This window comes from Tenacibaculum sp. E3R01 (genome assembly GCF_003318185.1).
GTDB lineage: Bacteria > Bacteroidota > Bacteroidia > Flavobacteriales > Flavobacteriaceae > Polaribacter > Polaribacter halocynthiae.
Window position 1 is genome coordinate 39,781 of sequence record NZ_QOCC01000008.1, and the last position, 26,733, is coordinate 66,513.

Annotated in this window: 35 protein-coding genes; 34 read left to right on the forward strand and 1 reads right to left on the reverse strand. The window is 26.6% G+C overall.

The window, feature by feature from the left end; translation table 11 throughout:
- The first annotated feature begins 328 nt into the window (after positions 1-328).
- The 21 genes from DS884_RS01010 to DS884_RS01110 all read left to right on the forward strand — a co-directional run bounded on the left by DS884_RS01010 (position 329) and on the right by DS884_RS01110 (position 16,800).
- Positions 329-805 carry an RDD family protein gene (locus DS884_RS01010; protein WP_113785437.1) on the forward strand — a complete coding sequence of 159 codons (477 nt, stop codon included), beginning with the start codon at positions 329-331 and terminating at the stop codon, positions 803-805.
- Positions 806-1,257: 452 nt separating this feature from the next.
- Positions 1,258-1,827 (forward strand): helix-turn-helix domain-containing protein, encoded by a 570-nt coding sequence (locus tag DS884_RS01015; RefSeq protein ID WP_113785438.1) that lies wholly within the window; start codon positions 1,258-1,260, stop codon positions 1,825-1,827.
- Between the two features lie 25 nt (positions 1,828-1,852).
- Positions 1,853-2,587, forward strand: a complete 735-nt coding sequence (locus tag DS884_RS01020; protein ID WP_113785439.1) for a CPBP family intramembrane glutamic endopeptidase — start codon at positions 1,853-1,855, stop codon at positions 2,585-2,587.
- A complete protein-coding gene (locus DS884_RS01025) occupies positions 2,571-3,422 on the forward strand; it encodes a CPBP family intramembrane glutamic endopeptidase (protein ID WP_113785440.1) in 852 nt (283 codons plus the stop codon). The genes DS884_RS01020 and DS884_RS01025 overlap by 17 nt, the downstream gene beginning before the upstream one ends.
- A 261-nt stretch (positions 3,423-3,683) precedes the next feature.
- Entirely contained in the window at positions 3,684-5,873 is a 2,190-nt protein-coding gene (locus DS884_RS01030) for a tetratricopeptide repeat protein (protein WP_233487087.1), read from the forward strand.
- A complete protein-coding gene (locus DS884_RS01035) occupies positions 5,873-6,610 on the forward strand; it encodes a LytR/AlgR family response regulator transcription factor (RefSeq protein WP_113785442.1) in 738 nt (245 codons plus the stop codon). The genes DS884_RS01030 and DS884_RS01035 overlap by 1 nt, the downstream gene beginning before the upstream one ends.
- A gap of 127 nt (positions 6,611-6,737) precedes the next feature.
- Positions 6,738-7,304: a hypothetical protein gene (locus DS884_RS01040; protein ID WP_147239344.1), complete on the forward strand. Its 567-nt coding sequence runs from the start codon at positions 6,738-6,740 to the stop codon at positions 7,302-7,304.
- A 35-nt stretch (positions 7,305-7,339) separates the two neighbouring features.
- The gene (locus DS884_RS01045) at positions 7,340-7,726 is read left to right on the forward strand and encodes a hypothetical protein (RefSeq protein WP_093871919.1); all 387 of its coding nucleotides are present in this window, start codon (positions 7,340-7,342) and stop codon (positions 7,724-7,726) included.
- A 152-nt stretch (positions 7,727-7,878) separates the two neighbouring features.
- Positions 7,879-8,229, forward strand: a complete 351-nt coding sequence (locus tag DS884_RS01050) for a hypothetical protein (protein ID WP_113785444.1) — start codon at positions 7,879-7,881, stop codon at positions 8,227-8,229.
- 1 nt (position 8,230) lies between these two features.
- Positions 8,231-8,476: a hypothetical protein gene (locus tag DS884_RS01055; protein ID WP_113785445.1), complete on the forward strand. Its 246-nt coding sequence runs from the start codon at positions 8,231-8,233 to the stop codon at positions 8,474-8,476.
- A 76-nt stretch (positions 8,477-8,552) separates the two neighbouring features.
- The gene (locus DS884_RS01060) at positions 8,553-10,088 is read left to right on the forward strand and encodes a hypothetical protein (protein WP_147239345.1); all 1,536 of its coding nucleotides are present in this window, start codon (positions 8,553-8,555) and stop codon (positions 10,086-10,088) included.
- Between the two features lie 80 nt (positions 10,089-10,168).
- The gene (locus DS884_RS01065) at positions 10,169-10,456 is read left to right on the forward strand and encodes a hypothetical protein (RefSeq protein ID WP_147239346.1); all 288 of its coding nucleotides are present in this window, start codon (positions 10,169-10,171) and stop codon (positions 10,454-10,456) included.
- A 27-nt stretch (positions 10,457-10,483) separates the two neighbouring features.
- Positions 10,484-12,436: a hypothetical protein gene (locus tag DS884_RS01070; protein WP_113785448.1), complete on the forward strand. Its 1,953-nt coding sequence runs from the start codon at positions 10,484-10,486 to the stop codon at positions 12,434-12,436.
- Positions 12,437-12,488: 52 nt separating this feature from the next.
- Entirely contained in the window at positions 12,489-13,220 is a 732-nt protein-coding gene (locus tag DS884_RS01075; protein ID WP_113785449.1) for a hypothetical protein, read from the forward strand.
- 267 nt (positions 13,221-13,487) lie between these two features.
- Complete coding sequence (locus DS884_RS01080; protein WP_113785450.1) at positions 13,488-13,847, forward strand: hypothetical protein; 360 nt, start codon at positions 13,488-13,490, stop codon at positions 13,845-13,847.
- Positions 13,848-13,849: 2 nt separating this feature from the next.
- A complete protein-coding gene (locus DS884_RS01085; RefSeq protein WP_113785451.1) occupies positions 13,850-14,212 on the forward strand; it encodes a hypothetical protein in 363 nt (120 codons plus the stop codon).
- Positions 14,209-14,613, forward strand: a complete 405-nt coding sequence (locus DS884_RS01090) for a hypothetical protein (RefSeq protein ID WP_093871910.1) — start codon at positions 14,209-14,211, stop codon at positions 14,611-14,613. The genes DS884_RS01085 and DS884_RS01090 overlap by 4 nt, the downstream gene beginning before the upstream one ends.
- Positions 14,614-14,712: 99 nt before the next feature.
- Positions 14,713-15,348: a vancomycin high temperature exclusion protein gene (locus DS884_RS01095; protein WP_093871909.1), complete on the forward strand. Its 636-nt coding sequence runs from the start codon at positions 14,713-14,715 to the stop codon at positions 15,346-15,348.
- A gap of 20 nt (positions 15,349-15,368) precedes the next feature.
- Positions 15,369-15,833 carry a hypothetical protein gene (locus tag DS884_RS01100; RefSeq protein WP_093871908.1) on the forward strand — a complete coding sequence of 155 codons (465 nt, stop codon included), beginning with the start codon at positions 15,369-15,371 and terminating at the stop codon, positions 15,831-15,833.
- 42 nt (positions 15,834-15,875) lie between these two features.
- The gene (locus DS884_RS01105; protein WP_113785452.1) at positions 15,876-16,388 is read left to right on the forward strand and encodes a hypothetical protein; all 513 of its coding nucleotides are present in this window, start codon (positions 15,876-15,878) and stop codon (positions 16,386-16,388) included.
- Between the two features lie 19 nt (positions 16,389-16,407).
- Positions 16,408-16,800, forward strand: a complete 393-nt coding sequence (locus DS884_RS01110) for an SH3 domain-containing protein (protein ID WP_113785453.1) — start codon at positions 16,408-16,410, stop codon at positions 16,798-16,800.
- 208 nt (positions 16,801-17,008) lie between these two features.
- Here DS884_RS01110 and DS884_RS18705 read toward each other — a convergent pair whose 3' ends face one another.
- Positions 17,009-17,131 (reverse strand): hypothetical protein, encoded by a 123-nt coding sequence (locus DS884_RS18705; protein ID WP_255414808.1) that lies wholly within the window; start codon positions 17,129-17,131, stop codon positions 17,009-17,011.
- A gap of 289 nt (positions 17,132-17,420) precedes the next feature.
- On the opposite strand from DS884_RS18705, the gene DS884_RS01115 reads away from it, so the two are divergent.
- The 13 genes from DS884_RS01115 (at position 17,421) to DS884_RS01175 (ending at position 26,725) form a co-directional block, all read left to right on the forward strand.
- Positions 17,421-18,035 carry a DUF6714 family protein gene (locus DS884_RS01115; RefSeq protein ID WP_113785454.1) on the forward strand — a complete coding sequence of 205 codons (615 nt, stop codon included), beginning with the start codon at positions 17,421-17,423 and terminating at the stop codon, positions 18,033-18,035.
- 1 nt (position 18,036) lies between these two features.
- The gene (locus DS884_RS01120; RefSeq protein ID WP_113785455.1) at positions 18,037-18,816 is read left to right on the forward strand and encodes a hypothetical protein; all 780 of its coding nucleotides are present in this window, start codon (positions 18,037-18,039) and stop codon (positions 18,814-18,816) included.
- Positions 18,817-18,859: 43 nt separating this feature from the next.
- Positions 18,860-19,279, forward strand: coding sequence for a hypothetical protein (locus DS884_RS01125; RefSeq protein ID WP_113785456.1), 420 nt, complete (start codon positions 18,860-18,862; stop codon positions 19,277-19,279).
- A gap of 42 nt (positions 19,280-19,321) precedes the next feature.
- Entirely contained in the window at positions 19,322-19,807 is a 486-nt protein-coding gene (locus DS884_RS01130; protein WP_113785457.1) for a hypothetical protein, read from the forward strand.
- A 54-nt stretch (positions 19,808-19,861) separates the two neighbouring features.
- Positions 19,862-20,200: a hypothetical protein gene (locus DS884_RS01135; protein WP_147239347.1), complete on the forward strand. Its 339-nt coding sequence runs from the start codon at positions 19,862-19,864 to the stop codon at positions 20,198-20,200.
- A 137-nt stretch (positions 20,201-20,337) separates the two neighbouring features.
- A complete protein-coding gene (locus DS884_RS01140; RefSeq protein ID WP_113785459.1) occupies positions 20,338-20,736 on the forward strand; it encodes a hypothetical protein in 399 nt (132 codons plus the stop codon).
- 143 nt (positions 20,737-20,879) lie between these two features.
- Positions 20,880-21,551: a hypothetical protein gene (locus DS884_RS01145; protein ID WP_113785460.1), complete on the forward strand. Its 672-nt coding sequence runs from the start codon at positions 20,880-20,882 to the stop codon at positions 21,549-21,551.
- Between the two features lie 18 nt (positions 21,552-21,569).
- Complete coding sequence (locus tag DS884_RS01150) at positions 21,570-22,013, forward strand: lipocalin family protein (protein WP_158530808.1); 444 nt, start codon at positions 21,570-21,572, stop codon at positions 22,011-22,013.
- A 32-nt stretch (positions 22,014-22,045) separates the two neighbouring features.
- Positions 22,046-22,438: a hypothetical protein gene (locus tag DS884_RS01155; protein ID WP_093871898.1), complete on the forward strand. Its 393-nt coding sequence runs from the start codon at positions 22,046-22,048 to the stop codon at positions 22,436-22,438.
- A gap of 361 nt (positions 22,439-22,799) precedes the next feature.
- The gene (locus DS884_RS01160; RefSeq protein WP_113785461.1) at positions 22,800-23,477 is read left to right on the forward strand and encodes a helix-turn-helix domain-containing protein; all 678 of its coding nucleotides are present in this window, start codon (positions 22,800-22,802) and stop codon (positions 23,475-23,477) included.
- 21 nt (positions 23,478-23,498) lie between these two features.
- Positions 23,499-24,983 (forward strand): alpha/beta hydrolase family protein, encoded by a 1,485-nt coding sequence (locus DS884_RS01165; protein ID WP_113785462.1) that lies wholly within the window; start codon positions 23,499-23,501, stop codon positions 24,981-24,983.
- 261 nt (positions 24,984-25,244) lie between these two features.
- Positions 25,245-25,823 (forward strand): hypothetical protein, encoded by a 579-nt coding sequence (locus DS884_RS01170; RefSeq protein ID WP_147239348.1) that lies wholly within the window; start codon positions 25,245-25,247, stop codon positions 25,821-25,823.
- A gap of 47 nt (positions 25,824-25,870) precedes the next feature.
- Positions 25,871-26,725 carry a helix-turn-helix domain-containing protein gene (locus DS884_RS01175; RefSeq protein WP_113785464.1) on the forward strand — a complete coding sequence of 285 codons (855 nt, stop codon included), beginning with the start codon at positions 25,871-25,873 and terminating at the stop codon, positions 26,723-26,725.
- Positions 26,726-26,733: the final 8 nt, after the last annotated feature.

Genomic DNA, 26,733 nt, shown 5'->3' on the forward strand with positions numbered 1-26,733 from the left:
ATTCGGGGAAGATTAATTAAAAAGCGTAGTTCATTATTAGATATTTTTATTTTTTCAGCAAAAAAAAGAAGTAGCCCCCCGCGGAATACCTCTTTTTTTAACTAACCAAACTATTTACTAAAAATGAAAAATCAAATTTTAAACTATACAGTAAATATACTTTAGTATTTAAGTAGTTTATTGAAGTATTTGTTGAGTTGGTATTATGTGTAGATGAGTGGTAGGATATTTGTTTTAAAAATAAGAAATAGTATAGTTTTTGAATAAATAAGAAATGAATTAAATTCGTAAAACAAATAAAAGTACAATTGTTGTTTGTTTATTGACTATGAAATTAATAAAAGAAAATAATAAAGAGGAGGCTATTTCAAATAGTGATGATAGATCCGAAAATTTTATAATTGATTTTTGGTTGTCGTCACTTTTAAGTTACTTATTTATTTTGTTATTTGATAAAGGTATTTTGATATCTATCTTACTTTACTATTTAGTAAGATTTAGTTATTATTTTTTATTTGATTTTTTTTATTTAAGAACACCGGGTAAGTTTGAAACTCAAAATAAGGTGGTTAATGAAAAAGGAGGTAAGCCAAGCTTCTTTCAATTAATGATAAGGAATTTAAGTAGGTTTTTTAGCTTGGTTTCTTTCGTTAGTGATAGTGAAAAGACAATACACGATGAAGTTTCAAAAACGTTAGTCATAAAAAATATAAAGCTTAAAAAAATTGAATTTAAGAGAATGTCAATTTTTCTTTTCTATTTATTGTCTTTTTGTTATTGGGTTTATATTTTGTTGATTTTGTGAATTAATTTTTTGCATAAAAAAAGAAGCAGTCCCCCACGGAATACTTCTTTTTTTAACTAATTAAACTATTTACTAAAAATGAATAATCAAATTTTAAACTATACAGTAAATATACTTTAAGGTATAAGTGTTTTATTTAAGTATTGGATGAGGTGGTGTTATGTGTAGATGAATGGTAGATTGACTATAAGTGAAATGAAAATAAACGATAAAAAAAGAAAGCAGACATCAATTTAGCATTGACTATTTTATAAATCTTAATTTTATTGATTGGAAAATGTGGTGTTTTTTACAATTGATATTTTATCAAATTCTTTTTAAGAGTTTAAAGGAAAAATGTTATTTGATTTTGAAACCCCTATATTTACTGAAGATGACATATAGGTGACATTTAAATGACGTGCTAATTACCATAGATACACGCTAGATTTGCCCAAAGCAAAACATAGAAAATGAAAACAAAATCAATTAGCGAAAATTTAATATATCAACGAAAGTTAAAAGGGTTTACACAAGAAGAACTTTCGGAGAAAACAACAGTTGGTATAAGAACAATACAACGCATAGAGAAAGGTGATGTTCAACCACATTTACAAACTATAAAATTATTAGCTAGTGGATTAAGTGTTGAGGTTGATGATTTATTAGTTCTTGATAATCCAAAAGAAGAAACAATAAAGCGTAAATGGATGCTGTTGTTACACGCATCACCTTTTTTGGGCTTAATTTTTCCATTTGGAAATATTTTGTTTCCATTGTTTACTTGGATAAGTAAGGCAGAAGATAATAAAACATATGATGAACATGGTAGAGCTGTTATTAATTTTCATTGCACAATAAATTTGCTAATAATTATATCGCTGCTACTATTTTTTCCTTTTCCTGGGGTAAATTTTTTTGGTACTGGTGCAGTATTTCTCTTTGGTATAATATTTAGTTTCAAAAATACAATGTCTGCATTAGATTCTGCGACTTGCTATTACCCTTTTTCAATTCCGTTTTTAAAACCAAAACTGGCTTAGAATTTTAATTTTTTAATAGTATAATATGTTAGGATTATTAGTAATAATAGTAGTCTCTTGGGGACTTCTACACCTTATTCTGAATAAGAACATTGAATCGATAGGTATTGTGCCTAGTGGTAAGCGAACCATTCAGTTTGTAATTGGTATGGTATTTATTATGATCATTACTTTATTGAATATCTATATAGAAACTATTGTTTTGGATATAGATTGGAAATTACAATATAGTATTAACTATCACTCAATTCTTAATGCATTTGTTTACCATCTCAGGTCAGCACTAACAGAAGATTTGGTATTTAGAGGAGCAATACTTTACATCTTAATTAATAAGTTAAGTGTTAATTGGGGACTTTTAATTTCTGCTTTGTGCTTCGGTATTTACCATGTATTCTCTTATGGTTTAACAGAAGCAAGAATTATCACAATACTATACGTTATTCTGATAACTGGATTTACTGGCTATGTTTGGGCATACACATTTCATAAAACAAAATCTATTATGTTAGGTTTAGGGTTTCATCTAGGTATAAACCTAATGAATACATTTTTCTTTGAGTCACAACCTTATGGAGAATTGATCTTTAAAACAATAAGTAAAATACAATTAAACGATTGGAGTTGGTTAGTTTTTAACCTTTTCAAAGGTTTATTTCCTTCAGTTATAACTTTGTTTACTGTGAAATTATCATTGAGTTATGATTTAAATTTATTCAAAACAAAACAATCAATAATAAGCAATGAAACTATTATTTAAAAAGTATCCAACAGGGGCTAAATTTGTTGTAGCGATTATATTTTTTATTGCTGCATTATTTGTAAGTACATTAATTAATAAAGGTTTTATAAAACAGTGTATACCGTATGGGGCACCTTTGTTATTAGTTTTAGCGACTTGGGTTTTATATAAAATAGAAGGGAAGTCTCTAAAAGAGATTGGACTTAATTTTAATATTAAAAATATAGGATTCTTATTTCTAGGGATTTTAATAGGGATATTGGTTTTCTTAGGAGCAAAATATTTAAGAGGATTATATGTTGGCGAAGTATTTGAGGTTTCAACATCAATTAATTTTGAAGTAATATTGTTTGCATTCTATTTTATATTACCACAAGTAGCAACTGAAGAACTTTTATTTAGAGGCTATTTGTTTAAGAAAACAATAGAAGTATCTAATGTAGTTGTTACTAATATTATTTTTTCAATCCTATTTATGCTCATACATGTTGTTGATCAAGATGTATTACAAAATAAAGGAATGATAGTTATGCTTGTTATTACAATTCCAGTTGGACATTTATTGTTTGCTACAGCCTTATTAAGGTCAAAATCGATGTTTTTTCCAATCGGACTTCATTTAGGGAATAATTGGGCAACTAGACATTTAATTTCTAATACTAACTCGAGTAAAAGTATTTTATTTATTCCAGATATAATAACTTTTGAAACTTGGACTCCATTTATTATTACACTTGCATTGTTTAATGGTATATACGTATTTCTAATATTGGTTATTTGGAAATGGGATAAAATATTAAAGCATTTGAAGATATTGATTTACAAAAAGAAAGCTAGTTTATTTAAAAACTAGCTGACTTATTCTTATTAAGAATTCCCTACAAATCTTAATAACATATAGTAAACTTAAATAAAAAGTATATGAAAAGAAATAAGTAATTACCCTTGTCTATTTATTAGGGATAACCATTAGTTTATTGGGAGTAACCATTAAGAAAGGAGTAATGGAAAGTTGTATTTTGAAAGAATAATTTAATTAATTAGTATAGATGTTGTCATAATATAAAAAATTGTAGATTTAGCACTTCTTATTATTTTAAAATAAAAGAACTTTATGAGCCCTATAAATAAATACATTCTTTGTCTGTTAAGCGTTTTGTTTTTTGTAGGAAGTATGCAAGCTCAAAATAAAAAGATAGATAGTTTAAAAAAAGAGTTAAAAACATATATAAAGCATGACACTGTTCGTGTAAAAATACTTAACCATTTAGCTTATTACCATTATAGAAATAATCCACCTCAAGCAATAACTTATGCTGAGCAAGCTGGAAAATTAGCAGATGAAATACAATCTGTAAAAGGAAAAGCAAGAAGCTTTTATATGAAAGGGATTATTTATATGGAACAAGCTGATTTTAAAGTAGCTATTGAAAATTATGAAAAAGCAACAAAACTTTATAATTCAATAAACGATATAAAAAGTATAGCAGGCTGTAAAAATGCTTTGGGCGTTTTATACAATTATAAAGGGAACTCCACACTTGCTTTAAAGTATTATAAAGAAGCATTAGCAATAGATGAAAAGCTAAGTGTAAAAAGAAATATACCTAATTATCTTTATAATATAGGGGATATTTATTCGGATAATGGAGAGTATGAAAAAGCCTTAGTTAACTTTAAGAAGGCTTTAACTATTTTTACTAAAAATAATAATGAATATGGAATACTTAGTTGTTGGAATGCGATGGCTATAGTGTATATTGAACAGGGGAATTATCCTTTGTCTTTAAGGTATCATAATAAATCATTAGATGTAGCTGAAAAAGCTAAAGATTCTATAGGTATTTTTCAATCGTTTAGTAATATTGGAAACTTATATAGAAAACAAGAACTTTATGACAAAGCATTGAGTTTTTATAATAAGGCCTTAACTATTCATCAAGCTAATTATAATACTAGAAATATAGTAGCAATTAAAAACAATATTGGAAGTATATATATTAATAAGAAAGAATTTACTAAAGCAATTGTATACTTTAAGGAGTCCGTTAATATTAGTAGAAAAATTAAAAATAATCAAGATCTAGCAATTAGTCTTATAAATCTTGGTTATGCTTATATCGAAATTAAAGAAAATTCTAAGGCTTTAGTATATTTTCAAGAAGCAAATGAAATAACTAAAATTAGCCAAAAGAAATATGATTTGATAGGTTCTTATTTAGGAATTGTAAATGCGTATTTTAACCTAAACAAATATAATTTAGCCTTGGTTAAGGCAGAAAAAGCTGTAGAGCTAGCAAATAAGTATAAACTTTTAAAGCATCAACGAGATGCATATAAATTTCTCGCTAATATAAACTATAAATTAGGGAACCATGAAAAAGCATTTATAAGCTCTCAAAAATTTAAAATAGCAAATGATAGTCTTTTCAATAAAAAAAATATAGAGAAAATAACTCAGTTAGAGTATGAATATAAGTATAAAAATGAATTAGCATCAGCTGAAAAAAGAGAGTTAAGGTTAACAAAAACAGTAAATACAAAGTCTCGAAGTTTAGAAAGAACACAGCGTAATTTATTATTGGGAGTTATCGCTTTTTTAATAACGACGTTAGTTTTAGGAAGTATAATTTTCTTTTTAAAGTTAAGAAATGAGAAATCTAAAACTCAAAATATTGTTATAGAACAGAAATTACTTCGTTCACAAATGACACCCCACTTCATTTTTAATTCACTTTCAGTATTACAGGGAATGATATTAAATAAAGAAGAAAAAACATCGGTATCTTATTTGTCAAAATTTTCAAAATTACTTCGTATTACGTTGGAAAACTCCAGAGATAAACTAGTTTTACTTTCTCAAGAACTCATTGCAATAGAAAACTATTTAGCACTTCAAAACTTAGAGAATGATTCATATGAATATACAATTTCAGTGGCAGATGCTATAGATACTTCATTATTTAAAATTCCACCTATGCTTATTCAGCCATTTGTTGAAAATGCTATAGAACATGCATTTGTAGATAAAAAAGAAGATAGAAACTTAAAGGTTCATCTAGATTACTCAAATAAAGAATTAATTTGTACTATTATAGATAATGGTATTGGTATTCTTGCCGAAAATGAAAAGAAAGAGAAAAATAAAAAATCATTGTCTACCACTATAACATCTGAAAGATTAAAAATTTTAGCAAAAGATTTTAAAATGAAAGGCTCCGTAGTTATTGAAGATAGACAAAAATACAATGCCCATGGCACTATAGTTACTTTATCAATTCCTTATATAAAAGCAGACGTTTAATGAAAGCATTACTAGTAGAAGATAAAGCATATATTAGAAAAGCTTTACGTAATTTATTACAATTAATTGAAACGGATATTGAAGTTATAGGAGAATGTGAATCAGTAAAAGAAGCTGTTGTTGTAGCAAATGCATGCAAACCATCCCTTATTTTTTTAGATATCAACCTTACTGATGGTACGGGGTTTGATTTTTTAGAGCAAACAGAAAATTTATGTTTTAAAGTGATTTTTATAACTGCTTATGAAGAATATGCATTACAAGCTTTAAAAATTGGAGCAGTAGATTATTTATTAAAACCTGTTGATATTGAAGAACTACAAATAGCAATACAAAAAGTTACTAGTTTACCTGTAGCAATACAAAAACAACAAATAAAAACTGTAAAAGACGTTTGGAATAATGAAGACGCTAAATTAGTATTATCTCTTCATGATAGTTTTCAAGTAATAGATTTAAACGAGTTGTTATATTGTGAATCTGATAAAGGATATACCACATTTTATTGTAATAATGGTAAAAAACACGTAGTTTCAAAAACTTTGAAAGAATTTGAAGAACGCCTTTCTAAAGCCAGTTTTACTCGCCCTCATCAATCATTCATGGTTAATTTACAGTTTATAGATAAGTATGACAAATCAGGTGTTATTCATTTAAAGAATGGAAAAAAAATACCTGTTTCTTCTCGAAAAAAAGATAACTTCTTAAATACTTTTTTAGACTGGAATAATAAATAATTTTTTTGTTACAGATATTCTATAAAGTATTGCACTTATTTATTTAAAAGCATCGGAAATAGATTTACTATTTCTCAGGTCATTCTTGCTCTGTACTTTTAGTTGTGGAAAATACAAACACGCTAAAATGAAAACATTCAAATATATCTTTATTACCGGAATACTAATCTTATCAATGTCTTGTGGAGATAAGGTTAGTAAACAGCCTGCAAATAGGAAAGGGTTTATGATTATAGAAGATGAACTCAAAAAAAAGTTTGGAGTGAATGCTTATTATACTGATTTAACGATAAGTTATGATAAATCTATGGGGAATCTTATTGGGGTAACGGTTACTAAAGCTCCAGAGTCATTGAAAATGGGGCAATGGAATTTAATGCAAGGCAATTGGAAACAAAACTCGGAGATATATTTAGAAGTTCCAAAAGGGAATAAAGCAGCAGATTTTATGTTTCAATTGAATGAGAAAATTAACCTACCAACACTGGGTGAATTAGTTGAAAAAGCGAAAAAAGAATTAAAAAATCAAAAAAGTATAGAAAACGTAGAATTAGATATAGCTTTTATTAAGTTCCCTAAAAATGGAAAAATTTTTAAAACCGAATATTATGTGATTTTAGAACCCAAAAATGGAGGAACAATTTTCAAATTTAGATATACGATAGATAAAGAGTTAATAGAAATGAATTACTAATTATAAAATTTGATAAGAATATAAAAACAATAAAAATGGAAAAAATAGTTACAATTAAAACTGAATACAATTCTTTAGAAACATTACATAATTTTTTAAAAAATGCATCATCATTTGAATGCTCTAAAGAGTATGACAAATGGGAGGTAAGAACAGATGCTAATGGACAAATGGAGCAATGTCTTGTTCTTAAAAAAAGTGGAATGCATGCTGTAAAACTATATTTTCCAAGAGAAAATACAGTGAAAATAAGTTATATCATTCCAAATTCATTTATGAATGCTTATTTTGGTAAAAGTGTAAAAGCACGAAGAGATATTCTTGAAATTGTTACAGGGAAAATAAAAGAAGCATTGTTAGCACCTGCGCAGAAAAAAGCTTTTAAAGAATTGGAAAAGGTAGTTCATAAAGCTACAATGTAATAATGCTATGTAAAACTAAAAAACAAACGTTGATAATGTAAAGGAATATAGAAATACACAATTTACTAGCGTAGAGCTAAAAACAATTATTTTTTTTAAGTAAAGCAAATTATTAGATGTATTGTGTAAGAAAAAAGATAATCTAAAAATAAATGAAAATCTTAAAGCAAATTATAATTTATTGTATTTGGACGCTTGTAGCATTATTAATAGGTATTGGTTACATGCGTTGTATACAGGTTATTTTGGGAGTTAATGAGATACCTGTTAAAGGTGGGGGGAACTTATTACACGCTTTTTTTTATTGGGGAGCTATTTATGTGGGATTAATTATTGGAGTTGTTATAGCCCTTTTATTTATTTTTTTGGATGTTTTTTATCTTAAAAAGAAATTGAAAAAAAATATGGAAGCTACAATCATTCGTTTTCTGTTTCTTACACTAATAACAATGTTTGTAGGAGGAATACATTATGTGTTAGAAAAAGTTATTGATGTAATTTAAAATGGAAAAGAAGGAAGAATTACAATTGGTTTTACTAGAATTTGTAAAAAGAGGAAATTGTTTTACTCAAAAAACAAGAGAGGTTCTTTTAGAATATAAAAAACTTGGGGGAACTCAAAATGATGTAGTAAAAGTGTTATATAAAATGAAAGAAGAAAATATTACTAATCAAACAATTCAACATGCTGTAGATGATATTTTAGACATAGCTACTGGTTATTGTGGTATAGAGATGAGAGTTTGGTAAAAATGAGCAAAGAAAATTAATTATTGAGACAATTAAAGGAGAGTTATTTATAGAAAGGATAATGTTTAAAAACCAAATGAATAAGATAGTATTCATATTTGTATGTATTGTATTTCACCATTTTTGTTATGCTCAAGTTGATTATAGTGAAGATTGGGGGAGATATAATAGAAAACATATTAGTAATGAAGGCTCAATTATTGATGTTACTAAACAAATAATTTATAAAAAAAACTTAGCATCTTTATTAAAAGGTACTTACCCAGGTTTTAGCACTGAAAAAGAAATTATTCCTTTATATGGTCTTTTAGGCGATAGTTTTAATAAAATTGAGTTTGTTTTTACTGAAGTAAAAAAAAGTAAAAACGATCATTCTTTATACAGGGTAAAAGGTAAAACAAAATGTAATGGAAGTATTAATGATTTTAAAGGTGAAATTACTTTTAAAAAAGCAATTGCTAATACTTCTAATGTACCTGTTGAAGTTGCTTTAATAGGAACTTATAAATTAATTGAAAACACTAGAGGAAAAGATTCAGGCACATATATCGGTCAATTAAAAATGATACTTTTTACTAATAACATCTATGCTGATGATGTTTCATTTGATATGGATACTACCTATGAAGATGGAGCAGTAAGAGGATTTGTAGGAGTAAAGAAAAATTATAAAGAAAATAGCTCACAAAGTTGTATTTGGGGATTTAGAAGGTTTCCTTATAAATATGCAAAACACTTTGATATTGGAGATGGAGAGGAAGTAATAAATTTAAAATATGCCAAGCCTTGGTTTAATTTTTCCGAGCAAAAATGGGATAGTATAGTAAATGAGAAGGATAGAAATTTTTATTTACATACTAGTTATAAAGATAAAGGGATTCATACTTCTAATGAAAAATATATAAAACCAGAAAATGTTTCTTGGTATAAGTTAAACACTATTGAATTAGAGAATAGAATAATTAAGACCTTAAATTTAAGCACTAATAAAATTGAAGTCAAATTACAGAAAGAACTTTCTAATAATGAAACTCTAATTATATTAGGTGAAGTTGAAGGAGCTATTTTTGATTCTGATGATTATAGGTTAACAAGTCATATTGTAATCGTAAATTCAGTAACAGGAAACATTAAAAATTACTTTTCAGAAAACTCTAAAGGAAACGGTTGGATTTCTAATGCTGAGTTTATAGATAATATTCGTATTGATACTAAAAGATATGAATTATCTGTAGGCATATTAACTTTTGGAATTATAACTAGTTTCAGAACAAGTTCTCAATCTAATCCTTACCGTAGTAACTATCTTTCACTGTATACAAAAGAAGGAAACAAGTTAAAGAAAGTACTAGACAATATAGTATTAGATGAATATTCAGGAGAAGCTACTGTAAATAAAAATGCTTGTTATTCTAATATAAAAACTAAAAAAAATGAATTGGTTGTCAGAAAATCTGTTACTAATGGGTATCACGATATTCTTATAAAAAAAAGACAATGCAATTTAATTTCAGAAATTAATTCAGAAGGAGACTGTAATCAAGTAGAAAAAGAATGCGAAAAAAAAACATTTATTCTTAGATATAATACTTTAGAATATAAACAGAGGTGAATAGAGTAAAATTTATTTATAACGTATTATTTATAGTAATATTAAGTATTGTTGTTTTAGGTATATGTTTTTATAATTCAATGATTTTTTTAAAGTCATATAAAAGCCCTGATGGAAAGTTTGAGTTGATTATAAAAAGGAGTGATTTAGATTTTTTAACCTCAACTATGCCAGGAGATAGTTCTAGTTTTTATGTAGAAATTGTTTTAAAAGATCCCCATGGAAGGGGAATTGGTTCGACCAGAAATAATAATAATTGTGCTATTTTTAAAGATAGTATTGAGGTGCATTGGGACATGGAAAATAATGAAGTACGATATGGAAGAGGAAAAACAATTAACCTTAAAACAGGCAAAGTGTCATGTTAATAAATTAGAAAATAGATAGACATACAAATGAAAAACATATATATATTAATTATACTAGTATTTTTTTCATGTGCTCAAAACACAAATGAAAAGAAAGAAAGAGTTCTTAAGGTGCAAGATATTAGTGAACAAATAGTAAGGACATCTGTGGATGAGGTAAATGACGGAAAGGAAAGTAGTATTGAATATACTAAAGAAGATATTTCAGGAGTTTATGAATTGGTACATGGTAAAACTCATATTATTGGTGACAACAATTTTGAGATATACAAAGCAGCTATTGTAATTAATAGATTATCTGAAACTGATTTTGGTTTTTATTCTGCTCATAAAACAAAAGGAATTTCACCAATAGGTGATTTTGGAGTTTTAAGAAGTTTTAAAAACGACTTTTATAAATTAGCAATATGTAATGAAGAAGGTGTTGAAGGCTATGATAAAAACAATTTTACTAATGGATTTTATTTGCATAATAAAGTTTTCATTCATAAAAAAGGAGATTTATTAGGAGTAATTAAATATGGAGGAAATTTTAGAAATTACATGCTTTATAAGAAAAAGAAAGATGAATCTGATTTTTATATATCATTAAATAAAACAATTAAAAATACGAAACAAGAATATTATAAATACCTCGAAAATTATAAAAAAGCAAAAAACTTCGATGCTGCTAAACTGAAAATAGAACACCAATTTAATGGTGATGTTTGGTTAACAAAACACTTTCATAAAGAAAATTATAAAAGTTTTAAAAACACACATTCGTATCAAAATCCATATCAAGAAGGCCAGTTTATAAAAGAAGATGCCACTTTTATAAGTCAATTTGAAAATCCAAATTTTAACAAGGTTATTAATGAGATTAGAGTTAGGTCATTGCCTTTAGTTGATAACACAAATTTTGATAGTTTTATTGAAGAAGGTGATTATAATGAGGTAAATATAAAAGCGTTAAAATTAGAGGAAGTTTACCCTAAGTTAAATAAAGAAGGTTATAATTACAGAGCTATAGCTTCTTATAAAGTGAAGATTTCAAAAGCGTTTCATTCAGTTATAGTAACTATAAAAAAGGGAGATAATGAAATGGAATCTCGATTAATTAATTACGATCTTAAAGGTAATATTCTTGATTCTAAAGTAATTTCTTATGATGAAATTGCCGAAGGACAATCAAAAATTGAATCTAAAATTGAAAAAAATAAGCTAACAATTCATAATATTTTATGGATAGATGAAAAGAAAATTGAAACAACATTTTTTGAAATAAAATCAAATGGAAAAATAATTCCTATTTCTAAAGAAGAAGAGTTAATTGATAGTGTAATTGAACAACTAAATTTAGACCTTTCAAAGGTTAATACTGATTTTTTGGTAACCAAGACTATGCCTAACAATTCACAAGAAATTATTATGGTTATTCCAGCATATGCAGATACTAATAATGACGAACATCATTTTGAATTAAATAGTCATATTGTAATTGTAAATAGTAATACAGGTAAAATAACTCATAAGTATTTTGAAAGTTCTCAAAATAATGGTTGGGTTTCAGATGCGATACAACTAAGAGAAATAACGATTGATACTGCTCCTTATCTAGTTTCGAAAAACAATAGAGCTTTTGGGGTTAAAGTGCATTATTATGGAAGTTCTAAAGCCAATCCATATAGTAATAAAACTATTTCACTATTTATAAAGTCAAAAAACAAGTTAAAAAAACTACTGCATAATTATGATGTAATGAACTATGGTGGAGAATGGAATACCGAATGTGTTGGAGAATTTACAGATGTTAAGAATACACTCATTATGTTAAAAGAAAAGACGAATGAATATTTTGATATCATTATAAAAAGTAAAGTTACTGAGACTAAAAATAGTGTAAATGAAAATGGAGAATGCGATTCTAAAGAAAAAACAACTACAAAATCAGTAGTGTTAAAATTCAATGGAGAAGAATATATAAAGAATAAAAATTAACCAAACGCTAGTGTATTACTATACATCTAACTTATAACTAAAAAGTATAAAGATGAAAAATAAAGCTTTTTCTTTAGCTATGTGGTGTATGATTTTAATACTAATAGCATGTGCTTCTAACAATTCTTTAGAAAAGAAACTTCAATTATTTCAAACCCCACCAGGATATCAATATCCTTTAGATAGTAAAGGTTATTCAGAAATAAAAAGTTCAATATTTTTTACTAAAAACAGCAATGCTGAAGTGTTTACGATGAATAGTAATAATCTATATTTGGTAGATTTTAATAATGATGGAGATAAAGATGTAATCTATCAAGATAATCGACATTATCAAACAACTATGTTATTAGTAAAAAAGGGAAATGATTTTGTCGAAATATGGAAAAGACCAGGAAGATTAGTAGATGTAAAACAAGGAAAAAAAACTACTTTTTTTGTTTTAAATGACGCTATAGGTTGCCTTAATGAAGCGAGCTTATCTGAGCTTATGATTAAGGATGATACTGTTATTGTAGAAAACATATTAACCCTTCATGTAGATACTAAACTTAATAACATAAATAAAACATTAAAAACACAACGAGTTTCAGGAGTTTTAAGAACACAAGCTGTTGTAGATGACACAAAGAAAAATGATCCTTGTACAGGAGATGTGAAAATTGGAAATCAACTTAGAACTATAGAAGATAAAGTGGTTACAATTATTAAAAACCAAGATGAATGGTTGCTAGTAGTTTTTAAAGAAGTAGATAGAAGTATGATAGGTTGGGTGAAAATTTAATTCGTAATAACATACAGTTTTAAAGTGTAATTGTAAAAGAATTGACATAAGAGAACCAACTGAAGAAAGAAAAGAGCTTTAGGTAAATAAGAGCCTAGAATGTTGATTTTAAATAGTACTTTAAAAAGGTTGTTGATAGTTAGATATAATAATATTTTAAATATAGATAAAATGAAGTTGGATAACTTTACTGGTACTGATAATAAACGGGTTTTTATAATGATTTTGTTGATTTTTATATGCTACTTTTCGTCTTATGCCCAAAAAATGAATACTTATTTACATAAAGAATTGCTTGCAAATGTAGGCTCAATTTGTGAAGAAACACCAGATGATAATCCTTGTGCAGGTAGTGAAATATATTTAAGCCTTCTATTTGATGAGAAAAAAGTAGAAATAGCTGAAAAAGAAATTTTTACTTGTGGTAAAGAATCTATATCATTAATAGGTACCTTTAATTGGAAATTAGTAAAAAACCAGAAAATTATAATAGATTTTGCTACAGAAAAAACAAAAGGTACTTATGCAGAGAAATTGTTTTTAGAATTAAAGCAACAACAACTTATAGGAAGTGTTACTCATTTAAATGGACGAGTAATTAAGTATGTATTTAAAGAGAAAAATTAGATTTGAAAAATAATTTACATTTTGTAGGAGAAACAGAAGGTGTTATTTTTAATCATGACTCTTTCTGTGAAATGATTAAACATATCATGGTGAAATATGGGGAAATAACATATGAAAGGGCTAACGAAAAATTAAAAAACAGTTTTTTAATAGAAGAACCAGAATCTAAAGATGATGTAGAGTTTTTAGGTCATGAATTAGAATTTCATTGGGCAATGCTAGCACTTCATGGTGATATGTACTGGATAAAAGGAATTCCTAGTGATTATAATAATTTTAAAAAAGAATATCTAGCTTGGGAAAAAGCAATTAAACTAAAGTACAAGTTAAAAGAATTGTATATCTATTACGAAATAAAAAAATGAAATACTTTTATTGTATACTAATACTCATAATTAGTTCTTGCTCAGTAAACAAGAAAGAGGTTTCTCTAAAGAAAAGCAATCATGTAATAGAAAAAGCAGGAAGTTTAAAAGAGGAGGTATCTATTCAAAAATTGATGTTGTTAACAAAAGAAGAAGCTGTTGCTAAATATGAAAAAGCTTCTTTTATAGAACGATTTACTTTAGATGCTGCTTATGGGGAATTTAGAAATAATATAACTAACCAATATCTTCAGGAAGAAAGAGTAAGCAAAACTATTATAATAGATGAAGTTACTTGGGAAAAAGATAAAGAAACATGGATTACAGTTTGGTATGAAGTTCAAGAAAGCAAGTCAATCCCCAAAGCAGTGTATGTATGGGAAAAAGGAACTGAATTTTAAAGAGATATTGGATAAACTTTTTCTTGAAAACCAAACTCTACTAGAAATGTTTTGTTTTTAATATAAAGTGTTATGTTTAACTAATAAAAATAAGATTGAATGAAAAAGAAAAAAATAATAGGAGTACTACTGGTTTTTATAATTCCGTTTATGTTAGTGTTTGTAGCAAATTATTCTATAGAAAAAAATGCAGTAAACAAAACTTTTACTGATTCTAACGAAATAAAAAAGAATAAAGTAGGGCTTGTATTGGGGACTGCAAAAATTCTAAATAATGGTAGGATTAACCTATATTTTAAATATCGAATACAAGCAACGGTAGCGCTTTATAAAAAAGGGAAAATAGATTTTGTCTTGGTTAGTGGTGACAATGGAAATAAAAATTATGATGAACCAACGGATTTTAAAAATGAGCTTATAAAAAAAGGAATTCCAGCAAATAGAATATTTCTTGATTATGCTGGATTTCGAACTTTAGATTCTGTGGTAAGAGCAAAAGAAATTTTTGGGCAAACAAGTGTTACTATTATTTCTCAGAAGTTTCATAATGAACGCGCAATTTTTCTAGCAGAAAAAAATGGAATTAATGCTATAGGGTTTAATGCAAGGGATCTAACTGGAAAATATGGGTTAAAAGTTAGAATTAGAGAATACTTTGCAAGAACAAAAGCTTTTTTAGATATCATGTTTGGAGTAGAACCTAAATTTTTAGGGGAAAAAGTTGAAATAAAATGAAGCAATACTAAAAATAATTAATGATAACAGTAGGTTCTATTTCAAGAGAAAAAGCAACAGAATTTTTTCCTTTTTTACAATTAAAATATCGAGGAAGGAGAAAAGATATCAAGGAATATACACATACATATCCTGAGTTTGTTTTTTGGATTTATCCAAATGGTAAATTATTTAATGCCAAAGATGCTCATAAAAAGAATGTACCTAAAGGATTTGACTATATTTTAAAAGATGAGCCTAATTATGGAGGTTTTTTAAGAGGTAGATTGGCAAGACAGTTTAGAGAACAAATTATTGTAATTTATTGTGAATCCAATGCATTAAACAACAATATTGAAAAAATAAATCAATTTTTAAGTGGAATAAAAGATATCCCAGTACCAGTATCAGTGAACACCTTAGTGGTTTCTGATAATGGTGATATATACGGAACAATATCAGATATAAATAAAAGGCAACTAGCTTTACAAGAAACGAGATTGTAATGTTATTATGTATAGCTATGATTCTTAAGGTTAATTTGTAATATGAAGTTAAATCACACTATAAAAGTAGATTTATTAGAATTCTTTAAAACCGGAAAGTTTGATTATTTAAAACTTGGTCAAACTCAAGAATGGATTTTAAATAATTTTCCTGATCCTGATAGTGGATATGATCCTGATACAAATGAAAGTTTTAATATTTGGACGTATGGAGGTATTGAATTGCATTTTGAGGAAGGGGTGTTGTTTTTAATATATTCTGATTATTGGTATGAAGGTAAACTGTTAAATACAAAAGAACTAGTACTTAATAAATGGATTTTTGAAGATATAGATAAACTCACCCTTTTATATGTACTAGCAAAACTAAATGAGGAAAACATAGATTATAAAAAGAAAACAGATAACCTCGGAGTTTTGTTACGCTTAAAAAGTGGTGTGGAATTGACCTTTGGAAACATAAATGATGTTGAAGGATTAAATACCAATGAGTATCATTTAACATCTTTTGCATTGGTAGCTGAAAATCCGTTTCGTTGGAAAGATTATATTTAAGAACATTAAAACTGTATACATGAAAATATTGGTTAAAATATACATGCTGTTTATGTTTAGTAACGTATTAGCACAAGAGTATTATTTTATAAATGCTGAGAATGGTTTAAATGTTCGGTCTAAAAGTAATTCGTCATCATTAAAAATTGCTAAAATTCCATTTGGTGTTGTGGTAGAAAAGCTATTTGATACCAATAAAAAAATAACTATTAATGATAATGGTAAACCAATTGAAGGAAGTTGGATTAAAATAAAGTATAACAATTATATATATTTAGTTTCAAAAGAGGAGAAACCATTTGAAAAAGAAGGATATGTATTTGATGGTTATTTGAAAAAGGTAAAAAATAAAAATGTAATTAATACGTCAAAGATTAGTCTAACAAAGTTTAATGTATTAAAAAAAAAATAGAAGAAATAATACATAGGCCTAAAAAAAACGGAAATTTAGATTCAATTAAAAAGATATTAAAAAACCGTGTAACATGGGTAACTAAATTTGAAAATGAAAATTATAAAAGAGAAGATGCTATAAAAAGTATTAAAACTCAAAACGGACAAAAGCTTATACTAAATCAACATAGTAATGATTATGGTTTTTCAGAAGGATGGTCTGGATATTATCCAGCATATAATATTTTAGTTTTAGAAGGAGGGCATTCAAGTGATAAGTGTTTTTCAATTAAAACAGGAGAAACAGAATTAACGATTGGTAACCCTAAATATATAATTTCTTCACCCAAAAATACGTATCGTCTAAATGGTTATTTTGGAGGGCAAGAATGCATATCTTACTTTTTTCAAAAAAAAGTAAATGGAGCGTTTATTTATCTTACTGAATTTAACTGGAATAATGATACTTGTACATTTAAGGAATTTCATTGGGTTACTGAAACAGAATTTATTTATAAAATAATTAATTACAGTAAGCAGACTGTAAATGGAGTTGAAGAATATTATGAAGGAAAAATAAAAGAAATTTCTAACAATTAATGGTTTTAAATAGCTTTTTACTTTGGCTAATTTGTTTAAATGATTAAAAAAGAAGAATTAATTAGAAACATCAACGAGGCTTTTAAAAATATAAAACTTGAAGAAGGTATAGGTCTATGGGAAGCGCAAGGGCATGATGATAGATTGACTGCTAAAGAATGTAGAAAACTAAGAGCTAAAGATGAAAGAAATGATTGGACAAAAATATCTTTGATAGATTTATATGCTTGTAATAGTTCCATCACTTTTTTTGATGCTAAAGGAATGCTATTTCATATGCCTAAATATTTACTTGTATCATTAGATGTATATAAAGAGGAAGAAAAAAAGTTGATCAAAGAGGGAATGATCGAAGAGTTTTATAAACCTGATATAACAGATCATTTAATAGCTATAACAAAGCATTTATCTGATGAAAATGATAATCAAAATAAAAAGTTTTATGAGGAGTATTTTTCGCTATTCAATCATAAACAATTAATGTGTTTAGTGAAATTTATTGAGTACAGAATGAATGAGGTAAGAGATTATTATAAAAGTGATAAAGCTAAAGAGTTTGGTTTATTATCTAATGCAGTTTTATATGATAAATATTTTATCCAATTGTATGAAGCGTCAATATGTTTGAAGCAAAAATTAAAAATAAATAATTAATATGAAAAAAATAGGATTCCTCATAGCGCTTATATCGTGTACATTAAGTTTTGGACAAAATAAAAGTCAAAAAAAAACTAAAACAGTTCATGTTTTTGTTGCTTTATGCGATAATATAAATCAAGGAATAGTTCCTGTTCCAAAATTAATAGGTAACGGGCAAGATCCTAAAAACAACCTTTATTGGGGAGCTTTGTACGGGGTTAAAAATTTCTTGAAAAATAAATCAAATGATTGGGTGTATAAAAAAATGATTACATCGAAAAATACAAACATACTTGAAAGCATATTGTTTAAACATAAAACTAAAAACATTTACTTATTAGCTGAAGCTTATGATGGAGAAAAAATTAAAGTTTGTACCGAAGATTTTTTATTAGCGTCCAATAATAACTTTAAAAGAAGAATCAATTATAATGAGATAAATTTAGAATTTGGTGGAAACTCAGAATTAGTTGCTTATATAGGTCATGATGGATTAATGGAGTTTAAAGTTAACTTAAAATATAAGCAGACTCCATCAAAAAAAATAGATGCTATAATTTTAGCTTGTGCTAGTAAAAATTATTTTCAAAATGAAATAATTAAATCAAAAGCCAATCCTATTTTATGGACTACAAATTTAATGGCACCTGAAGCATACACGCTAGAGGCAGCTTTAAACTCTTGGGTAAAAAAACAGAAAGGTATTCAAATTAAAGAAGCTGCTTCTAAAGCCTATAATAAATATCAAAAATGTGGATTAAGAGGTGCTATAAGGTTGTTTGTTACAGGGTTTTAACTAAGAAAAAGAATTAAGTATTATTTAAAAAGTTTAAAAGTATATGACTTATAAATATTCTATTTGCTATCCAGAAAAAGAAAATATTGAATACAGAAATACTCCTTTATCTGGAAGTGAAGTTATTGAAATAGCTGAGAACTATCCATGGATTGATAAACTAAATCTTTTAAGGTCTTTGAAAGAAAAAGATGTCTATTTCAATCCTGCTCTTGATTTTACTTGTATTGAAAAAGGAACTAGCTTTTGTATGACTGCTAATTTTGACAAAAATCAAGCACTAGAATTCTCTTTATGGTATACTAGGCCAAAAAAAGTTAAGGCTTTATTCGGGTTATTAGGAGAGAAAGAAAAAATGGTTGTTGATGATATTTGGTCGATTAGTTTTAATAAGTCATTAAAGTATTTGAAACACTTTATTAAGGGAGATGATTTATTAATAGAAGAATTATATAAAAAATAGAAGTATACATTAATACAATTATATTACATTGAACGATAAAAATTGAAGTTAAAAAATACCATATCAGAAAAAATTACTCTAGATAGAAATATTGATTGGTTGTTTGAATTTACCCAAGATTTTACCAAACGAAAAAAATGGGATAAACAAACTCTTGAAATAGGTTTTCTTGATGACCATATTGAGCTTAAAAAAGGAGCAAAAGTTTATACCAAATCAATAGAAGGAATAAGAATGGATACTGAATATTTAACGTTTGATACTCCAAATGAAATATCAATTCAGATGCTAAATAAATCACCCGTATTCAAGAATTTCATTGGTATTTGGAATTATATTTCAATTGAAAATGATAAAACCATTTTAAAAATTACTTATAAGTTCAATTTAAGATTTCCGTATAACATAATTTCAAAAATAGTTTTTCAAAAGACTCATAAAAATATTTTGAAAAAACTTGAGTTTCTTGAAAATTACCTTTTAAAATTGAATAATGAAGAGTGTAGTAAAATGGGATGTAAAAAATAAGAGATACACTTTTTTTATTCAAATTATTCTTTAAATTTGGGCAAAAAAGCTATTATGAAAAAAGTTATATTTACTTTTCTGTTTATTTCAATTATTCAATTCTCACACTCTCAAGAAGTAGTAGTCTTAGATAATATTGCTATCTCTGTCAAAAAATGCTTATTAAAATATCAAGATACGATAAACGAAGAAAATCAAAATACGTTTATTAAAGAATGTCTTGAAAATGCTACAGAAGAGCATATGAGTTTACTTCTTAAGCATTATAAAATAGCTAGCTTTAAACAAATCAGCCTTAAAACTTATGTGGTTGACTTGATACCATATATTTCAAAAAAATGTGGTTTAAAAGAAGAAAAATTAAAGAAAGTGTTTGCCAAATGGATGAAGTAGGAGCTTTTTAGTTGTGTATTGAAAATGAGTTCGGTTGGTGGTGTTTGCATCGAGCTGGAATAGATTAAATTAAAAAGACTTAATAAAGTAATTGGGCAAAATAAAATTGCGAATGTTTACTAAAATAAAATTTGAAAATGAAATTAGAAGAAAGAATGGTTTTTTGTGGGATATGTACAAATAGAAAAGTTGATTTTAACACTGGGCTTGTATGTGGTTTAACTAGTCAAAAACCTAAATTTGAAAATAAATGTAATTTTTTTTCTAAAGATGAAAAAGAAGCTGAAAGAAAGTTGAAAATGAAACTTGACGCTGCAGGAACTGCTAAAAGCCAATATGGTTCCTTAAACCCTCAAAAGAATATTAATTATGGAGCTTTTTTAGTAGTATCTGGAGTTTTAGTATTATTCTTATTGTCTATTTTATTTGGTGGAATTATATTAACTACTGGAATTTCATTTTTAATTAGAGGATATTCGCAAAATAAAATTTTAAAAGAAAATAAGTCTTTTAATGAAAAATTAAGAAAACAATAAGTATTGTTCGAACTTATGAAGTTACTTTTAAATAAACTTAAGTTGTAAGAAGTATTTTTTTAATTAAAAAGAAATAGAATTGTGTTTTTAAAAAATATAAAGCGATCACTTTTAAACTTTATTAAATTGTTAATGGTAATAGAATGAAGATATTTAGAAATATAGTAGCATTTTTACAAGCATTACTTCTTTTTCTTGGATTTATTTTTTTAAGCGCTGTAATATATTCAGAGTTGAATTCCCCTTACAATATAATTATTGCAATAGCAGTTTTTAGTGTAGGTGTTTTTTTAAGTAGATCACTTTTTAATTTGATAATAAAAAGAGGAGTTCTTTCTGTAATATCTGGTGATAACGCAACCTATGATTTAGATGAATTAGAGCCAACACTAGGTAGTGACGTATTGAAATTAACTCCTGAAGAATTAACAAATCTATTTTCTAAAAATAAACCGAGTTTTAATAAAGGTGTAACAGTATCAATTTGGGGAGATTGGCAAGGTAGGCAGTTAGATACAAGACATCAATTAGATTCTTTGAATTTTAATTCGGATAATGATATCCTGACTATTAATTTTAGTGATAAATGCATTTTGAAAGTTAAAAGTCCAAGGATAATATTTTATACAAGTAGCTATTTAAAAGTAGTGAAAGCTAAAGAAATACTTTGGGAAGTTCCTGTTGATACTAACTCAAAGAATCAATATAGTTATTTGAATACAGCAGAAAAAATTTACATAAAATCTAATACCAAATGGAAGCCTCATGCTTATGATATTGGTATAGGAATGAATGCTCTTTATTTACAAGGATAACAATTAAGAATGAAAAAAATGAAATTATTTTATAGGCTATTAATCATCTTTATAATTTTCTCATCATGTACAAGTGATGAGAATTCTAATTCAGGTTCAGTGTCAATTATTGGAGATTGGAAAATTACAAAAAAGGCATATTCTTGTTCTTCTAAGACAATACAAGATTTAGGATTAAATCAGTGTGAGAAAAAAATAACAATATCTATTTTAGAGAACGGTAATATTATTTTAAATGATTTCAGATTTTACAATAATGACTGTGTTTTAAAGTCAACAAAAGGGAATTGGAAATTAAATAATAATGAATTAGTGATAACTCTTGAAAATGCAGATGATTTTACATTTACTGAGTTTAAAAATAATATATTAAAAATAGGCTATTACAGTACCGACCCTACAAAAATATGTGATGATACTAGTCAAGTATCTTATTCTTACGTTGAGTTTGTGAAATTATAAATTTTTATAATGGGTTGTAAGTAATTTTAAAAATGAAAAGAGTAGAGTTTGGGTATGTATCTGACTGGAAAAGTAGCTCTATGGCTTATTGGGTTCATATAGAGGAAGGAAAAAGTATTTGGTCTAAATCAGAGAAATTTAATCCTCCTGCACCAATTAAAGATGGAGTTCAAGGTTATCGAAAATTGACTATTGAATTTGATGGTTTTATATTTGAGTTTACTAGCGAAGCTCAATTTGAAGAGTTTATAACTGTTATGAGTAAGAAACTTCTTCCTACTTCTTTTGAACTAGCAAATAAACGTCCAGGTAGTAAAGGTCCAAATAGTCATTGGTTAAGTCGTTTACCAGGGAAAACAAAACCTTGGCGTTATAGAGAAAAGCTAATTCAGTATTGTAAAAAGATAAGTTTTACATCAAAATAGAATTGGACACACCATTTCTTAAGCTATATTAAATAGATTTCTTCGATTTACTACATAAACGATTTAGTCAATTACACTTAGGTTGAGTTTTAGTAATATTTAATAAACTTATGTAGTTTAGGGTATTTTCTCTGTAAAAGTAAATGTTATCAAATCAATGTGCTTATATATCAAAAACAGAATAAGAATTTGTCTTTTTTTCATAGTTTTATTAAACATTGAGGTAATGTGTTCCTAGCCCTAAAAGTCACATGAAAACTAAGCTTACTACGTAAATGTCATATTAATGACGTATTAAATACATTGTTTAAATTTGATAGGAATTAAAGATTGATTTAATCTTGCATTGAATTTAGACATAATGGAGCAACCACAATTAGGAAAAAAAATAATAGAGTTAAGATTAGCAAAAGGTTTAACTCAAACAGAACTAGCAGAAAAGTGTAATTTAAGTTTAAGAACTATTCAAAGAATAGAATCTACAGAAGTTACACCTAGAAGCTATACTCTTAAAATGATATTTAAGATTCTAGATTTTGATGGTTTTATTCCGTTGAATAAAAAGTCTTCGGTAAAAGAAAACTTAAATAAGCCTCAAAAAAATGTAATAAGAATGGTCCTTTTAATTTTAACAACCTCTATTGTATCTATTATTGGTTTTCAAGTTATCTCAAACTTTAAGAAAGAGTCAGCTGAAGAAGTTTCTGAAATTATACAAAAAAATCAATCTAACATAAAAAAATGGATGAACAACAAGCGAGTTGATTCAGTACTTACTTTATACGATGATAATGCATGTATTTTAAACTCAATATGTGGAAAGATTCAAATTAGTGAAATGATGAATAATGTTGTAAAAAATGATTATAAATTAATTGAATATAAATCTTTATCTATTAGTGTAAGTAATATGATTGCTGTAGAAAAATATAAAAATACGTATAGTTATAAAGGAAAAACTAGTAATCAAATTGGGATTACAGAATGGCATTTTAAAAATGGAAAATGGTTAATCATAAATGATGTTTTTCGTAATTAACCAGCCGCTAAAATTAAACTTATGAAAGTTAAATTAATCGTTATATTATTTATAATTCTTTTGCAAAGCTGTAAGAATGTAGATTTTGAAAAAAATAAAAAACACTATTTAGAAAAACAAACAGAATTTGCAATTCCTATGTGGAATTATATTAAAGGAAATAGTTATCAGCTAAATATTCTCAATCAGAATATTTTCACACAAAAGATAGATTCATTACAACTTATATTCACAAGCTACCTCAATAAGAATAAAGGTAAATTAGACCAAAAAACGTTTAATGAGGAAGTGGTATTAATTAAATTAGCTTTCGATAAATTAATCTTAGAATATCCTGAACTACATAAAAGATATACAGGGAAAATTATAGTTCTATCTAAAAAAAATCAATCAAAACTTAATAAAAATATTAAAGTATTTAATGATACAACGTTTTTTTTAACAAAAGATTTAAAAGATTATGTAGCATCTTATATAAGAATTGAAGCAAATAAAAAATTAGAAAATAGTGTTTTTGGAAAATCAGACAATCAACAGTTACAAGCAGATTTGAGCGTGATAGATGAGGTGTTTACTACTACTAAAATTAGTGATTTTTGGAAGCATAAGTATATAAAGCATCATATTAATAATTTAGGAATAAAAAATATAAATAAGATATATTCAAGCTTTATGATGACTTGTAAAACAGCAGAATATAAAGAAAACATAAGTAAACTGTATACCTCTCATAAAAAGGAGAGAGAAAATCATAGTATAGAAACGTATAAAGAAGTTGATGGCTTTAAATTAGAGCTACATCTTTTTTTACCTAATAAAGAAAAATTTAAAGGAAATCGGCCAACTATAGTCCAATTTCATGGAGGTAGTTGGTCTGAAGGTAAACCAGATTGGTTTTTTAGTACAGCAAAGGAGTATGCGAAAGAGGGTTGGGTAGTTGCTGTAGTTGAGTATAGAATTAAAGGGAAACAGAATACTTATCCTTTTGAAGCTGTTAAAGATGCAAAATCTTCAATACGTTGGATAAGAGAGAACTCTGATACATACAATATTGATGTAAATAAAATTATAGCTACTGGTAATTCAGCTGGTGGGCATTTGTCTTTAGCAATTTCATTGGCTAATAATTGGAATGAAAATTCAGATAACCTTAAAATAAGTGCAATGCCAAACGTTATTGTTGTAAATTCTGGAGTTTATGATTTAACAACAAACTCTAATAGATGGATAGTTGAAAAGAAACTAAATAAAGATGTAGTAAAAGAAATTTCACCAAATCATTTGTTAAAAAAGAGTAAAGTAAAAATGCTTTTAATTCATGGAGATAAAGATAAAAACTGTCCTTATGAAACTGCTCAATATTTTTACAAACAAATGAGTGTATTAGGTAATGATATCCAGTTTTATACAGTTAAAGATGCAGATCATTGGATATGGTTTGGAAAACATTCAAAAGAAGTATCGAAAGTAACAAGAGAGTATTTAAGAAAATTAAACTTTAACTAAAACTAGTTGCGATCGTCTGTAATCTTATTTTTTATATAACATATTGTTATACTGATGTAAGAATATAAATGTTCATTATGAAAAAAGGATGAATAACCAATAAAATCATAAATAGCTTCAACAATTAATTTCAAGTATTTTTACGTTAAAATTATAGCAATATTTATATTTGATGGAATTAATACTAAATAAATGATTAAAAAATCATTGAAATATTTAATAATCATCCTTTTAAATTTACTATTTCTAACAATCTTACTTTTGCTTTGGACAGATAAGTTTGAGTTAGAATTTAATAAGTTAGTTCGTCCAATTGAGTTTTTTAAATTAATTGGAATATCACTAGTAGGGCTAGTTTTTATAGGAGTTTTGACTATAGTTTTCCGAAAGTTAAATGTTGAATCATTAAAAACAAGAATAGGAATAGTTGTAGTTTTTATTTTAATAATCAACTCATATTTTTATATTGATTATGGAATGAGAATATATAGCAACAAAATAACAAACAATGAATTTCGTGAGGGAGCATTAAAAAAAATCAGTAATGTAGGAATAGAGCTTGCTTACGGAACCCAAGCTGAGAACTTGACAGGAAAAGAATATTTAGAAATAACAAAAATTAAATGGTTTCCTAAGTTACCGATAAAAGCCGAGAACATAAGTTTTAGGTATGATTATGATGGTTTTTTACCAGATTATTCATTTTCGTTAAGCTATGATTTAACAAAGGAGATGAAAGTTGATACTATGAATTATAAAGATGGAACTTTTTCAAAAAGTCAGAACTTTAAAGTTATTGGTGATAGAAAAAGAGTTATTTATTATGAAGGACAATGGTAAAATTGAAAACTGTAAATAACTAAAATTCAATAAAGGTAAATAAAGGAATGAATCGTGAAATTATAGACATAAATGATTGTACAATATTATTAGAAGAAGCTTCTACTAATAAAAATAGTTTGATCGATTCTTGTTTCTTTGACGAACCAGTTATTGCTATTGCTTTTTATGGAGCAGGAGATGTTAGTCTGAAAGTTAAATACGATGGAAAAACCAAAGAGTTTCATCATACTAAGGGAATGATTTTATCATTTTACGCTGATAAAAAAGTAGAGTTTGAGCATCATGTATCTGCTCAAAAACCTTTGCAGTGTATGGTAATTACAACTACAATTAAAAATTTAGATAAATTACCCAATGGAGAAGGTCAGTTTTTAGAACAGTTTTTGTACCAGCTTGTTCATCCCAAAGATCATTATGTTGAAGGCCCTGTGTTTAATATGACTCCAGAAATGTTTTTGTTAGTTGAACAATTCTTTAATAATAAATATGAAGGAAATCTTAAAATGATGTTCTATAAAAGTCATATGAGCGCTTTACTTTCTCATTATTTTGGAGAGTTGGCTTTTCAAAAGGCTACTGAAATAAATACTTCACTGCTTAAAAAAATAAACCATGCTCAAGAAATACTGTTGTCTGATTTAGAAAATCCACCATCTTTAACCGAATTAGCACATAAAATAGGAACCAATATTAATAAGCTTAAAATAGAGTTCAAAGCTCAGTTTGGTGTTCCAGTTTTTAAATACTTACAAAACGAACGATTAAAGAAAGCTTACAGCTTAATTAAAAATGAACAAAAAACTATTCAAGAAGCTGCTTGGGCAGTTGGCTATGATAGTTTAGGTTCTTTTTCGAATGCTTTTGAAAAAAAGTTTGGATACAGGCCAAGTCAAGTATAAGATTCTTT

Excerpts from the sequence above, each read along its gene's own strand:
- DS884_RS01125 (WP_113785456.1), top strand. The coding sequence starts at position 18,860 with ATGACTTATAAATATTCTATTTGCTATCCAGAAAAAGAAAATATTGAA.
- DS884_RS01030 (WP_233487087.1), top strand. The coding sequence starts at position 3,684 with ATGAGCCCTATAAATAAATACATTCTTTGTCTGTTAAGCGTTTTGTTT.
- DS884_RS01160 (WP_113785461.1), top strand. The coding sequence starts at position 22,800 with ATGGAGCAACCACAATTAGGAAAAAAAATAATAGAGTTAAGATTAGCA.
- DS884_RS01110 (WP_113785453.1), top strand. The coding sequence starts at position 16,408 with ATGAAAATATTGGTTAAAATATACATGCTGTTTATGTTTAGTAACGTA.
- DS884_RS01145 (WP_113785460.1), top strand. The coding sequence starts at position 20,880 with ATGAAGATATTTAGAAATATAGTAGCATTTTTACAAGCATTACTTCTT.
- DS884_RS01060 (WP_147239345.1), top strand. The coding sequence starts at position 8,553 with ATGAATAAGATAGTATTCATATTTGTATGTATTGTATTTCACCATTTT.
- DS884_RS01105 (WP_113785452.1), top strand. The coding sequence starts at position 15,876 with ATGAAGTTAAATCACACTATAAAAGTAGATTTATTAGAATTCTTTAAA.
- DS884_RS01015 (WP_113785438.1), top strand. The coding sequence starts at position 1,258 with ATGAAAACAAAATCAATTAGCGAAAATTTAATATATCAACGAAAGTTA.
- DS884_RS01050 (WP_113785444.1), top strand. The coding sequence starts at position 7,879 with ATGAAAATCTTAAAGCAAATTATAATTTATTGTATTTGGACGCTTGTA.
- DS884_RS01065 (WP_147239346.1), top strand. The coding sequence starts at position 10,169 with ATGATTTTTTTAAAGTCATATAAAAGCCCTGATGGAAAGTTTGAGTTG.
- DS884_RS01020 (WP_113785439.1), top strand. The coding sequence starts at position 1,853 with ATGTTAGGATTATTAGTAATAATAGTAGTCTCTTGGGGACTTCTACAC.
- DS884_RS01135 (WP_147239347.1), top strand. The coding sequence starts at position 19,862 with ATGAAAAAAGTTATATTTACTTTTCTGTTTATTTCAATTATTCAATTC.
- DS884_RS01175 (WP_113785464.1), top strand. The coding sequence starts at position 25,871 with ATGAATCGTGAAATTATAGACATAAATGATTGTACAATATTATTAGAA.
- DS884_RS01035 (WP_113785442.1), top strand. The coding sequence starts at position 5,873 with ATGAAAGCATTACTAGTAGAAGATAAAGCATATATTAGAAAAGCTTTA.
- DS884_RS01025 (WP_113785440.1), top strand. The coding sequence starts at position 2,571 with ATGAAACTATTATTTAAAAAGTATCCAACAGGGGCTAAATTTGTTGTA.
- DS884_RS01055 (WP_113785445.1), top strand. The coding sequence starts at position 8,231 with ATGGAAAAGAAGGAAGAATTACAATTGGTTTTACTAGAATTTGTAAAA.
- DS884_RS01150 (WP_158530808.1), top strand. The coding sequence starts at position 21,570 with ATGAAATTATTTTATAGGCTATTAATCATCTTTATAATTTTCTCATCA.
- DS884_RS01045 (WP_093871919.1), top strand. The coding sequence starts at position 7,340 with ATGGAAAAAATAGTTACAATTAAAACTGAATACAATTCTTTAGAAACA.
- DS884_RS01100 (WP_093871908.1), top strand. The coding sequence starts at position 15,369 with ATGATAACAGTAGGTTCTATTTCAAGAGAAAAAGCAACAGAATTTTTT.
- DS884_RS01140 (WP_113785459.1), top strand. The coding sequence starts at position 20,338 with ATGAAATTAGAAGAAAGAATGGTTTTTTGTGGGATATGTACAAATAGA.
- DS884_RS01010 (WP_113785437.1), top strand. The coding sequence starts at position 329 with ATGAAATTAATAAAAGAAAATAATAAAGAGGAGGCTATTTCAAATAGT.
- DS884_RS01080 (WP_113785450.1), top strand. The coding sequence starts at position 13,488 with ATGAATACTTATTTACATAAAGAATTGCTTGCAAATGTAGGCTCAATT.
- DS884_RS01090 (WP_093871910.1), top strand. The coding sequence starts at position 14,209 with ATGAAATACTTTTATTGTATACTAATACTCATAATTAGTTCTTGCTCA.
- DS884_RS01165 (WP_113785462.1), top strand. The coding sequence starts at position 23,499 with ATGAAAGTTAAATTAATCGTTATATTATTTATAATTCTTTTGCAAAGC.
- DS884_RS01120 (WP_113785455.1), top strand. The coding sequence starts at position 18,037 with ATGAAAAAAATAGGATTCCTCATAGCGCTTATATCGTGTACATTAAGT.
- DS884_RS01155 (WP_093871898.1), top strand. The coding sequence starts at position 22,046 with ATGAAAAGAGTAGAGTTTGGGTATGTATCTGACTGGAAAAGTAGCTCT.
- DS884_RS01070 (WP_113785448.1), top strand. The coding sequence starts at position 10,484 with ATGAAAAACATATATATATTAATTATACTAGTATTTTTTTCATGTGCT.
- DS884_RS01115 (WP_113785454.1), top strand. The coding sequence starts at position 17,421 with ATGATTAAAAAAGAAGAATTAATTAGAAACATCAACGAGGCTTTTAAA.
- DS884_RS01095 (WP_093871909.1), top strand. The coding sequence starts at position 14,713 with ATGAAAAAGAAAAAAATAATAGGAGTACTACTGGTTTTTATAATTCCG.
- DS884_RS01075 (WP_113785449.1), top strand. The coding sequence starts at position 12,489 with ATGAAAAATAAAGCTTTTTCTTTAGCTATGTGGTGTATGATTTTAATA.
- DS884_RS01040 (WP_147239344.1), top strand. The coding sequence starts at position 6,738 with ATGAAAACATTCAAATATATCTTTATTACCGGAATACTAATCTTATCA.